Annotated in this window: 10 protein-coding genes and 1 pseudogene; 2 read left to right on the top strand and 9 right to left on the bottom strand. The window is 43.0% G+C overall.

Going from position 1 to position 12136, the window contains the following annotated elements; all coding sequences use genetic code 11:
* Nucleotides 1-2 precede the first annotated feature (2 nt).
* A complete protein-coding gene (gene imuA, locus NX845_RS10935; protein ID WP_260256815.1) occupies nt 3-710 on the bottom strand; it encodes a translesion DNA synthesis-associated protein ImuA in 708 nt (235 codons plus the stop codon).
* A 155-nt stretch (nt 711-865) separates the two neighbouring features.
* Nucleotides 866-1606 (bottom strand): YciK family oxidoreductase, encoded by a 741-nt coding sequence (locus NX845_RS10930; protein WP_004736577.1) that lies wholly within the window; start codon nt 1604-1606, stop codon nt 866-868.
* 143 nt (nt 1607-1749) lie between these two features.
* Between NX845_RS10930 and sohB the strand changes: the two genes are divergently transcribed.
* A complete protein-coding gene (gene sohB, locus NX845_RS10925; RefSeq protein WP_009849001.1) occupies nt 1750-2811 on the top strand; it encodes a protease SohB in 1062 nt (353 codons plus the stop codon).
* A 222-nt stretch (nt 2812-3033) separates the two neighbouring features.
* Here the strand turns inward: sohB and NX845_RS10920 are convergent, their stop codons facing one another.
* From NX845_RS10920 to NX845_RS10910, 3 genes are all read right to left on the bottom strand, one after another.
* Nucleotides 3034-4596: a SpoVR family protein gene (locus NX845_RS10920; RefSeq protein ID WP_004736579.1), complete on the bottom strand. Its 1563-nt coding sequence runs from the start codon at nt 4594-4596 to the stop codon at nt 3034-3036.
* A gap of 11 nt (nt 4597-4607) precedes the next feature.
* Nucleotides 4608-5879, bottom strand: a complete 1272-nt coding sequence (locus NX845_RS10915) for a YeaH/YhbH family protein (protein ID WP_017078142.1) — start codon at nt 5877-5879, stop codon at nt 4608-4610.
* A gap of 143 nt (nt 5880-6022) precedes the next feature.
* Complete coding sequence (locus tag NX845_RS10910; protein ID WP_004736581.1) at nt 6023-7957, bottom strand: PrkA family serine protein kinase; 1935 nt, start codon at nt 7955-7957, stop codon at nt 6023-6025.
* Between the two features lie 354 nt (nt 7958-8311).
* Between NX845_RS10910 and NX845_RS10905 the strand changes: the two genes are divergently transcribed.
* Nucleotides 8312-9067, top strand: coding sequence for a MipA/OmpV family protein (locus NX845_RS10905; RefSeq protein WP_108214076.1), 756 nt, complete (start codon nt 8312-8314; stop codon nt 9065-9067).
* Nucleotides 9068-9281: 214 nt separating this feature from the next.
* On the opposite strand, the pseudogene NX845_RS10900 reads toward NX845_RS10905, so the two are convergent.
* From NX845_RS10900 to pflA, 4 genes and pseudogenes are all read right to left on the bottom strand, one after another.
* Nucleotides 9282-9353, bottom strand: a pseudogene (locus tag NX845_RS10900) (prepilin-type N-terminal cleavage/methylation domain-containing protein); the annotation flags it as partial.
* Between the two features lie 21 nt (nt 9354-9374).
* On the bottom strand, nt 9375-9944 hold the full coding sequence (locus NX845_RS10895; RefSeq protein ID WP_102575562.1) for an outer membrane beta-barrel protein: 570 nt from the start codon (nt 9942-9944) through the stop codon (nt 9375-9377).
* A 396-nt stretch (nt 9945-10340) separates the two neighbouring features.
* A complete protein-coding gene (locus NX845_RS10890; RefSeq protein WP_004736527.1) occupies nt 10341-10841 on the bottom strand; it encodes a YfbU family protein in 501 nt (166 codons plus the stop codon).
* 413 nt (nt 10842-11254) lie between these two features.
* Nucleotides 11255-11995, bottom strand: coding sequence for a pyruvate formate lyase 1-activating protein (gene pflA / locus NX845_RS10885; protein WP_054542036.1), 741 nt, complete (start codon nt 11993-11995; stop codon nt 11255-11257).
* Between the last annotated feature and the right edge of the window lie 141 nt (nt 11996-12136).

The following is a 12136-nucleotide window of genomic DNA, read 5'->3' as shown; positions in this document are numbered from 1 at the left end:
CGCTAGCCTTGTTTCGCAATAGGAAAAGCCAGCACGGTGTTATTTGATAAAGCACTATGTGAACTGTCTTGAAGGGTGATTTTTTCAGTGAGTAACGGCCAATTTTGGCTCATGTCTAGAGTAAAGCTGCCATACGACCAACTGCCTTTCCTTTTTGTGACCTCAACCTTTAACCCTTGGGCGTGAGAAGATAGCTTCATGCTTAGAGAAACGGGTAGAGATAACTGATTATGGCTGGTGGCTTTAAAGTGAAATTGCAGACACTTACCGGTTTCGCTTGCTGCTTGCAGACGCTTGGTTTGGTGTATTTCTAGATCGGCTCCCCATAGCAATACCGAGTGACAGGCGCCGCTTTTAAGGCACTGCTCTGCTGCCCATAATGCATCGAGATCGCGCTGAGGTTGGATAATGAGGATGTTCTCTAGTTCAATACCTTGGCTGCTAAAAAACTCGGCACAGATCTTCCCCGGTGGGTTAATGAAGATGGCCAATTTTTGTGAGTTTTGTTGAGCTAAATAGGGTGTAAGCAGGCGAAGTTCGCCGATCCCTTGTTGCGATTCAACCTCAATAACACCATGCGTCGGAAAGCCACCATCAAGCTGTTTATCCAATTGAGAATAGCCTGTTGAAGTAGTACTTCCTTGCGTTGTTGATTGTAACCCTGTCCAGATTAGCTGGCGGTCTTGTAAGTTTTTTATTAGTTCATGCATAATTAAATACCTGTATATTTATACAGTATATTTAACAATGAAAAAGATGCAAAGAGAAATGATGAAAATTAGCGGAAGTAAGTGTTAGTTGATTGATTTAGATACAAAAAAAGCCGCTATGGAAGCGACTTTTTACTATTGATTAATGATATCAGTTACTTAGGTTGAGCATCGATACATTGGCCATTAATGTCTGTCACACTTGGGTTCATTAAGTGTAGATACAGCGGGATGATGTCGAGTGGAGTTTTCAGCTTGTTCGCATCTTCACCTGGGTACGCTTTTGCACGCATGCGAGTTTGAGTGCCGCCAGGGTTGATCGCGTTTACACGGATGTTGGTGTCTTCAAGCTCGTCCGCTAGGATTTGCATCATGCCTTCAGTCGCAAACTTAGAAATCGCGTAAGTGCCCCAGAACGCACGGCCAGAGTGACCAACTGTAGAAGAGGTGAATACGATACGACCGGCTTCAGCTTTTTTAATGACAGGCAGTAATGCTTGAGTCATTAGAAATTCAGCTTTAACGTTGATTTGCATAACGCCATCAAACGTCTCTTCATCGATTTGATCAAATGGACTTAACGTGCCAAGCACACCTGCGTTATGCAGTAGGCCGTCTAAACGACCGAACTGTGATTCAATGGTTTCAGCCATATCAATGTAGTTCTGCTTTGTTGCTCCTTTGAGGTCTAGCGGAATGATCGCAGCCTGAGGGTAACCAGCACTTTCGATTTCATCGTAAATGAATTCAAGGTTTTTAACATTGCGGCCTAACAGAATGACAGTTGCACCATGTTGAGCGAAGCTTAGTGCGGCTTGGCGACCAATGCCAGCACCGGCACCTGTAACCAAAATTACTTTATCTTTGAGGGCATCTGTAGAGATTGGGTAATCCACTGTGCTTATCCTTCTTTCTTTTATTATGTTCGTCATTCCATTGGTGTTTAATCACACAGATAAACGCAGGAATGATGAGAAATTCTTGGTAATCGTGACAAGATGGTTACAATACACTAATTCATACATTAGGGGATATGACATTGGAATTTTTGTTGGACTACGGCTTGTTTTTAGCCAAGATTGCGACCGTTGTAATCGCCATCATTGCAATTTTAGTGATTGCTAAATCGGTGGGTGGAAAATCAAGCGCGATTAAAGGTGAGCTGGAAATCACGAACCTATCTGAGCACCATAAACAGACGATTGAACAATTAGAGCACCATCTACACGATGATGCTTTCATCAAAGCCCGTGATAAAGCAGAAAAGAAAGCGGAAAAAGAAAAAGTAAAATCACGTGGCAAAGAAGTTAAAAAAGCAGCGAAAGAGGGTGAGCTTGATAGCAAGCGTGAACCACACCTATTCGTTCTCGATTTTAATGGCAGCATTGATGCGAAAGAAGTGGCTTCGCTACGTGAAGAGGTAACGGCGGTGTTGGCTGTGGCTCGTGAAGGTGATGAAGTATTGCTTAAGCTTGAGTCTGGCGGTGGCATGGTTCACGGCTATGGTTTGGCGTCTTCTCAACTCGATCGTATCAAAGCAGCAGGCCTGCCTCTGACTATCTCGGTAGACAAAGTAGCCGCGAGTGGTGGTTACATGATGGCATGTATCGCAGACAAAATTGTATCTGCACCTTTTGCTATTGTTGGCTCTATTGGTGTTATTGCTCAACTGCCAAACTTCAATAAACTGCTTAAAAAGCATGATATTGAGTTCGAACAGCTAACGGCGGGTGAGTACAAGCGCACACTTACTATGTTTGGCGAGAACAGCGATAAAGCACGCGAGAAGTTTAAAGAAGAGCTCGAAGAGACACATGGCCTATTCAAAGACTTCATCCGTGACCATCGTCCAGCACTCGATCTTGAAAAAGTAGCAACGGGTGAACACTGGTTTGGTACACAAGCACATGAGCTTGGGCTGGTGGATGAGATCAGCACTTCTGATGATTTAGTCGTAGCGGCATGTAAGGACAAAACGGTTCTAGCGATTCACTACGTACAGAAGAAAAAGCTGTCAGACAAACTAGCGGGCGTGGCAGGTAAATCTGCAGACAGCGTGCTGATGAAGCTGATTGAACGCGGCCAAAAGCCGATTGTTTAAGCTTATTTAGCTTTAGCTTTAGCTTTAGCTTTAGCTCTAGTATCTAGCTCTAGTATCTAGGTTTAGTGCCTTGCGTCTATTGAAGACGTTTGAGCCTTAAAAAGAAAGCGCATAAGTCATCAGACTTATGCGCTTTTTTATTGCTCCACTTCCGAGCGGGTGACCACTATGTTGTAGGGGGAGCGGAGTTTTATACCAAGCACTTACTTACTGTGATTGATATTAAATCTTGGCTCCATAATCATTACGTTTTGGACAAGTCGTCAGAATCTCTCTATGACCCGTATCTTTGAGCTCTTCCAAAATCACATCAAAGCCCCATAAGCGATAGAGATGTTTCATCACTTCGTCGTAGCCTTTATCAAGCGGTATACGACCGTGAGGCACATATTGCAGTGTCATCGAGCGATCACCACGAACATCGACGTTAAACACCTGAATATTCGGCTCAAGGTTACTTAGGTTGTATTGCGCCGCAAGCTTTTCACGAATCAAGCGATAGCCTGGGTCATCGTGAATAGCACTTATCTCAATGGTGTTTTTGCGGTCGTCGTCGAGCACAGAAAATAGTTTAAAGTCTCGAATGATCTTTGGTGAAAGGTATTGGCTGATGAAGCTTTCATCTTTGAAATTGTGCATGGCAAAGTGCACCGCTTCTAACCAATCACTTCCGGCTAACTCAGGGAACCACTCTTTGTCTTCATCGGTTGGTTCTTCACAGATGCGTCGGATGTCTCTAAACATCGCAAAGCCAAGCGCATAAGGGTTTATCCCGCTGAAATAAGGGCTGTTGTAGGCGGGCTGTGCGACCACGCTGGTGTGGCTGTGTAGGAATTCTAAGATGAACTTGTCACTCACCAAACCTTCGTCGTAAAGGTGGTTAAGAATGGTGTAGTGCCAGAAGGTTGCCCAGCCTTCGTTCATTACTTGAGTTTGCTTTTGAGGGTAGAAGTATTGGCTCACCTTGCGAACAATGCGAACACACTCACGCTGCCAAGGTTCAAGTAGTGGTGCGTTCTTTTCGATAAAGTAGAGAATGTTTTCTTGAGGTTCGCTAGGAAAGCGGATTTTGGTCTCTTTTTCCTTGTCTTGATTTTTAGGCACAGTTCTCCACAGCTCATTGACTTGAGATTGCAGATACGCTTCACGTTCTTCTTGCCTTGCTGTCTCTTCAGCTATGGAAATCTTCTCAGGGCGTTTGTATCTGTCTACGCCGTAATTCATGAGGGCATGACAAGAATCGAGAAGTTGTTCGACTTCGGCAACACCGTATTTTTCTTCACAATCGGTAATGTATTTTTTAGCGAATAATAGGTAGTCGATGATGGAACTGGCATCGGTCCAGGTTTGGAATAGGTAGTTGCCCTTAAAGAAAGAGTTATGGCCGTAACAAGCATGAGCCATTACGAGCGCCTGCATCGTGACCGTGTTCTCTTCCATCAGATATGCGATACAAGGATCTGAATTGATCACGATTTCGTACGCCAATCCCATCTGACCATGCTTGTAGTTTTGCTCTGTTTGAATGAATTTTTTGCCAAATGACCAGTGATTGTAATTGATCGGCATACCGATGCTCGAGTAAGCATCCATCATCTGCTCAGAAGTAATCACTTCAATTTGGTTCTGGTAAGTATCTAAACGGTAATGCTGCGCCACACGCTTAATTTCTACGTGATATTGTTCCAATAGGTTGAATGTCCAATCTGGACCATCAGGCAGCATCTTGTCGTTTCTCTTCTGTGTCGCTTTGTCTTTTTCTGCAACGTTTGATTTCGCTGTCATGGCAAGCCCCCTTACGCTGTCTCTTTCTGGAACAATTCTCTAAACACAGGAAAAATATCATCCACCGTTTTAATATTTTTCATGGCGAAGTTGTCAAAGCTACTCTCGAGTTTTTCGTATTCGTGCCAAAGTGTTTGATGAGAGCGGCGTGTTATTTCGATGTAAGAGTAATATTGGCAAGTTGGCAGAAGTGTATTGACTAATAGCTCTTTACAACGAGGAGAGTCATCAGCCCAGTTATCACCATCAGAGGCTTGTGCTGCATAGATGTTCCACTCATTTGCAGGATAGCGGTCTGCGACAATTTCCTTCATCAGTTTCAGTGCACTGGAAACGATGGTGCCACCGGTTTCTTGTGAATAGAAAAACTCGTGTTCGTCGACTTCTTTAGCCTGAGTATGGTGACGAATAAATACAACATCGACGTTTTCGTAGGTGCGATTTAGGAACAGATACAGAAGGACATAAAAGCGCTTCGCAATGTCTTTCGTGGCTTGATCCATTGAGCCAGATACATCCATTAGGCAGAACATAACGGCTTGGCTAGATGGAATAGGGCGCTTCTCGTAGTTTTTAAAACGCAGGTCGAAGGTGTCAATAAATGGCACGCTTTCAATTTTTTTACGTAACTCGGCAATCTCTTCTTTTAAACGACTTTCTTCAAAGGGTTGTGCTGGTTCCGTCATTTTAACTTGGTCAAGCTGCTCCATCAGTAGGTTAAGCTCGCGCTTTTTACCTGCTGTCATCGCGGTTCTACGAGCCAGAGATTGCTGCAGTGAACGCACGATTGCGATGTTGGAAGGAATCCCCGCGCTTTGATAACCAGAGCGATGTGTCTTCCATTCGGTGATTTTGTTGACCTGATTCTTCTCTAGATTAGGAAGAGCTAAATCTTCAAAGAGAATATCAAGATATTCATCTTTTGAAATTTGGAATGTAAATTCATCTTGGCCTTCGCCATCAGGGCTTGCGTCACCCTGGCCTGCGCCACCACCTTGACCACCACCTTTAGGACGTTCAATTTTATCGCCCGTGATGAACTGGTCATTACCTGGGTGAACGCGTTCTCTTACGCCGCCTTGACCTTGGTGAAAGCTTGGCTCTTTGATGTCTTTATGGGGAATAGTGACGTCTTCACCGGTTTCAGTATTGGTGATTGAGCGTCGGTTGACTGCATCGGCCACAGATTCTTTGATTTGCTCTTTATGGCGTCGTAAGAAACGCTGTCTATTCACAGCACTCTTATTCTTGCCATTGAGCCTCCGATCGATAAATTGTGCCATAAGAACTCCCTCTCAGCTGATGTCGCGATCCTACTTTTTATAGGTTTTAAGAGTTATTGGTTTATTAGAGCTATTCGTTTACTAGGGTATAAAGTTATTGGTTTGTACTGAGCTGCTCACTTGAGCAGCTCAGTACGGTTTGGTTATGAGGATTTACGAACTCTTAGGTACCACTCGGATAGCAGTCTCACTTGTTTCTCGGTGTAGCCTTTTTCCATCATACGAGCAACGAAGTCGTCGTGTTTTTTCTGATCATCCGTTGAGGTCTTAGCATTGAACGAAATAACAGGAAGCAGTTCTTCAGTGTTAGAGAACATTTTCTTCTCAATCACAGTGCGCAGTTTCTCGTAGCTTGTCCAAACTGGGTTTTGACCGTTATTGTTGGCTTTGGCACGAAGCACAAAGTTCACAATCTCATTTCGGAAGTCTTTAGGGTTACTGATACCGGCCGTTTTCTCGATTTTCTCTAGTTCACCATTCAGAGAAGCACGGTCAAATAGCTGGCCTGTCTCTGGATCGCGGTACTCTTGGTCTTGAATCCAGAAGTCAGCGTAGGTGACATAGCGGTCGAAGATATTCTGACCGTACTCAGAGTAAGACTCTAGGTAAGCAGTTTGAATCTCTTTACCGATGAACTCAACGTAGCGTGGCACTAAGTATCCTTTCAAGAACTCAAGGTACTTCTCAGCGGTCTCTTGAGGGAACTGCTCACGTTCGATTTGCTGTTCAATCACATAGAACAGGTGCACTGGGTTTGCGGCTACTTCGGCTTGGTCGAAGTTAAACACACGAGACAGGATCTTAAAGGCGAAACGCGTTGATAGCCCAGACATGCCTTCGTCAACACCCGCATAATCTCGGTATTCTTGGTAGCTCTTCGCTTTTGGATCGGTGTCTTTTAGAGTTTCACCATCGTAAACACGCATTTTTGAGAACAGAGAAGAGTTTTCAGGCTCTTTCAGTCTCGATAGGATGCTGAATTGCGATAGCAGATCGAGTGTGCTCGGTGAACAAGGGGCTTTGGACAGCTCACTGTGCTCAAGCAGTTTCTGGTAGATCTTAACCTCTTCAGAGACGCGCAGACAGTAAGGGACTTTTACAATGTACACACGGTCGAGGAAGGCTTCGTTGTTTTTGTTGTTACGGAAGGTCTGCCACTCAGATTCATTAGAGTGAGCCAGAATCATACCGTCAAATGGCAGTGCAGAAAGCCCTTCGGTACCGTTGAAGTTACCTTCTTGTGTTGCCGTTAGGAGTGGGTGCAAGACTTTGATTGGCGCCTTGAACATCTCTACGAATTCCATCACACCTTGGTTTGCTTTACACAGTGCACCAGAGTAACTGTAGGCATCAGGGTCATCTTGAGAAAAGTGCTCAAGTTTACGAATATCGACTTTACCTACAAGTGAAGAGATATCTTGGTTGTTTTCATCACCAGGTTCTGTCTTCGCGATCGCAACTTGGTCGAGAATCGAAGGGCGTAGTTTGATGACTTTGAATCTAGAGATATCACCACCGAAATCATGGAGGCGTTTCGCTGCCCAAGGAGACATGATAGAGCGTATGTAACGTTTCTCTATTCCGTACTCTTGTTTCAAAAGGTCGCCATCTTCGTTTACGTCGAATAGACAGAAGGGGTGATCATTCACAGGGCTTCGTTCACCATCTGCAGACAGCACATAGATCGGTAGCTTTTGCATCAGTGCTTTGAGTTTTTCAGCAAGGGAAGATTTACCACCGCCCACAGGGCCAAGCAGGTAAAGGATTTGCTTCCGTTCTTCTAAGCCTTGTGCAGCGTGTTTTAGGTAAGAAACAATCTGTTCAATCGCATCTTCCATACCGTAGAAATCTTTAAATTCGCTGTAGCGTGAGATGACACGGTTCGAGAAAATACGACTTAGATGGGGGTCTTGAGCGGTGTCTATAACCTCCGGTTCGCCGATGGCCAGTAGTAAGCGCTCAGCAGCGTTAGCGTAAGCACTTTTATCGTCTTTACACAGCCCTAAGAACTCTTGCAATGTGAGCTCTTCTTCCTTGGCTGCTTCATAACGTGATTGATAGTGGTCAAAAATACTCATAGTCACATTCCCCTTGTTAACCAGTCAAAACTGATGAGCGATTGAAAAATAGGCTCTCCCTACATTTTAAGGTTAGACCCGCTTGCACAATTTTGCTTAACAATTATGTATTTATTTACAATTTTGCGTGTGAAAAACCTAGCGAGCGCAATAGGCAACTTGAGGCGTGTAGAATCCAATTATTTTACATTCGAGGGGATCTAGCCGTTTGTTTTGTGATTTTAGGTCGCTTAATAATACTCACACTGGATTTATGTGTATTAGATGTATAACCGAGCCCTATTGATTTGCTGGAATGAAGTACCATATAATGCGCGGCGTGATCAAAAATTGCTCAATAAATAGGTAGATGTAGTGAAGAATTATGGGTTAAAAATAGTGGCTATCAGTGTTGCGTTACTGGCTTCGACAGCAACACATGCAAAAATCTCACAGTGGTCACTGGGCGTTGCCGCTTCTTATTCTCCTGCTGTCTATAAAGATACACCGTCAAACCGTGCTGTGATCCCTATGATTGGTTATGAAGGTGAGCACTTTTTCATGCGTGGATTCAGTGCGGGTTATCGCTTACTTCCTGCGGGCTCACCACAGAATATCGTGTTTCGAGCGGTTTATGATTCGAGGACATTAAAGCCGGGTGATTCTGATGACGTTGATATTCAAAAGTTAGATGAGCGTAAAGCATCAGTATTAGGTGGCATTAGCTACCAAGTGATCACCTTGGTCGGGATGTTTGAAGCGACAGCAGGCTCTGACTTAGGGTTTAGGCATAATGGTATCTATGCGGAAGCTGCATGGCGTTTACCGATTCGTCGCAATGGGTGGGCGATTACACCCTCTATTGGTTATGCTTATAACAGTGAGCGCTTGAATAACCACTTATACGGGGTGAGTTCAGCAGAAGCGTCGAGAACTAATTTGAATGAGTTCGATGCAGACTGGGATGGTCAGTACTTTATTGGTTTAGGTGGTTACTTGCATGTGACGCCAAATATCCGAGTGACTGGCGGTGTTCGTTATACCAACCTTGAAGGTGATATTGAGAACAGCCCAATACTTGAAAGTGGCATCAACATGGCCGCAAACGTCGGTGTTGCCTACGTCTTCTAGTTGCTTTGGTTTCTCTCTCTAAATGCGGACATTAACAAAGGGTTACTCATGATGAGTAACCCTTTTTATTTATGCGAAGTACCGACCGATTATTACAGTAATCAAATCAAATCAAATCAAATCAAATCAAGGAAAGGCATGACATGGCTAGATTTAGCTCCCACCAGTGACTTTTCTACAAATCAACGTACTACCAAACTCTTCACCCAGTGGTTTAAAAACTTGGGGCAGCGGTTAACGCTAAGATACCAAGAATAGCAATAACGATGATCAGCTCAATTAGTGTAAAATCTTTCTACTTCATACCTTAGAAAGTGAAACCGGCCTGTAGACCTAGAGTGCCGTCACTGCCTAGATTTAGACCACCTGAGCTGAAGTCGTACCAATCAAAACCAACACGTGCCATAAACTTCGAGTTACCAAACATTGGTTGCACTGACTTAAATTCAGCACCGATGCCGTAAGTTGCCCCCCATTCACTATTTGAATGCTTGTTATTCACTGAGCCATCTTTATCGGTGATCGTTGATTTAGAATTAAAGTTTGAGTAAGCAAGACCAACTTTACCGTAGATAGCAAAAGATTCATCGAAACTATATTTATACATTGGCGCTAGAGACATTTTGAAGTGTTGGTAATCGCCCTTGTGCTTAGTTAGGTCGCCGTTTACGTCTGAAGTAACATCGCTGATATCTGAATCGATGTAATTCATGGTTGATTCTAAATAAAATTTTGTATCAAGAACTTGTGAACCAACAGTGAATTGTGCGCCTGTGTCGTCTTCGTTAATGCCAACGCCGCCAAGTACGTACATTTCGTTAGCTGCGAAAGCTGAAGTAGACATGATAGCTAGTGATGCAAGGATGAATTTTCTCATTTTGTTTATCGCTCTGGTTAATAAATTTCGGGGAGCATTCTAGCTATCTTATTTAAAATAAAAAACACCGTTCAAAATGGATCGATGGTTTTTAATTTGTATTAAATGTTTCGAAGTAGAATTAATAAAGATGAATGACTTAATTGGTTATAAAGTCTAGGTTTGTGTTCGTTGGTTAATGGGCGATATCAGAGAAATTAATTGAAAATGGTTCAATGTTTAATATCTTATCTTCATGACTAATTGCGTTTTCTGTATATAAAGCTCACGTCATATCCATATCGCTTTATCATTCCCGGTTTCTGTTTGTATGCGAACATTAAAAAAGGGTTACTCATGATGAGTAACCCTTTTTCTTGAAACTTTTTAAAAAGTTATCGCTGATCTATTAACGTATTAAGCGCTAAAGATTTGAGATAGCTCTGTCGCACATAGGTGGTACTGACGAGGGCAGTTGCGCCATGTTGTTAGCATGCGACGGTACTTCTCTAGCATTGGCATTTGGCTATTGAAGTGGTGATCTGCTTTGTCGAATTGAGGGTAAAGACCTTCAGAATCAACAAGGAAACGCACGTAATGTACGCTCTGAGCTTCAGAAGCGATATCAAAACCTAGGAACTGTAGGCGACGTTGGTCTACTTCAGCACGTTCTTGTTCTGCAAGCATTTTGTTCGACTCTTGCATGGCATGGTACATCTCCATGATGTCGATAACTTCGCGACATTCGGCTTCAGTCAAACAGCCAAATTCTTTGTTAAGTTCACGCATTTGAAGTTCGTAACCACGCTCTACAACCGTTTGTAGACGTTGGTATTTAGCGGAGTTCTCAGGATCCATTTGAGACATTAGGTAGTATTGATTTGATAGAATTAGACGCTGAGCATTGGTCATTTCCATGGGAGGAGCCTCACTAAAAAACTAAATGTTATATTCTTTTGTTGCAGTAAGAGTAACAGCATTCCTACGAGTGGAAACATGATCTCAACACGGATTTAATATGATTTTTTGAATTGATAAACAAAAGTTGTAAAGAAAAGTGAAAGGATTATTTTAATACCAATCACAGTAAATAAGTGATCATAAATAGCGCAGGAAAAAGGCTTGAGAACAAGGCAGCTCTATTCGACAAAGAGTTTCGATAAGTGGTTATTCTACAATCAAAATTTCTAACGCAGTTATTGAGCGTTTTAACCAGCTAGGATGACCAGTTATTTACTACGATTGGTATAATCATAAAACAAAACGCCCCAATCGAAATTGAGGCGTTTAAATAGAGGTTGAGCACCGTCTTTATTCGAACTTTAGCAGTATTAGTACTTTACGTTTGAATGGTACTGGTTTAGAACAGCAACAATCTCGTCCATTTTCTCTTTGCTTGGCGGATTTGTACCTTCAAGAGGGTAGTCATAACCAAGCGCTTCCCATTTATGAGCACCAAGCTTGTGGTATGGAAGCAGTTCTATTTTCTCGATGTTATCCATGTCTTTAATGAATTCACCAAGAAGATGAGCATCTTCAGGCGTATCCGTGTAGCCAGGAACTATCACGTAACGAATCCACGTCTTCTTACCGATTTTGTGCAGGTAGCGTGCAAAATCCAGAGTACGTCTGTTTGATACGCCAATGAAATCGTGGTGTATCTCATCTCGCATATGTTTAAGATCCAACATCACTAGATCAGAGGCTTCTAGTACTTCATCGACCACTTCAGTGTGCTTACGAATGTAGCCATTAGTATCAAGACAAGTGTGAATGCCTTCAGCTTGCGCCGCTTGGAAAAAGTCACGAACAAACTCAGGTTGTAGCATCGCTTCACCACCAGAACAGGTGATACCACCGCCCGATGCCTTCATGAAATGACGGTATGATTTTGCTTCGTTGATGATCTCTTCGACCGTTACTTCCTTTCCGTCATGAAGATCCCATGTATCGCGGTTATGGCAGTACATACAACGCATTAAGCAGCCTTGAAGAAACACAATGAAGCGGATACCAGGGCCATCGACAGTACCACAAGATTCGAATGAGTGAATGCGACCAGTTGTAGACATGAGCTATTCTCGTAGAGGAATTTATACCGTTTATTTTATTACAAAAACGGTACATAAAATAGGGTCAAATGGTAACGAGACCTTTAAAAATAAAGGCAATCACCTGTGAAGATGATTGCCTTTATTAAACTTGAAAAGTAA

This window comes from Vibrio sp. NC2 (assembly GCF_025195005.1).
Taxonomy (GTDB): Bacteria; Pseudomonadota; Gammaproteobacteria; order Enterobacterales; family Vibrionaceae; genus Vibrio; species Vibrio splendidus.
Note: the sequence above shows the minus strand (reverse complement) of the source record. Positions and strands in the feature narration are given on the sequence as shown.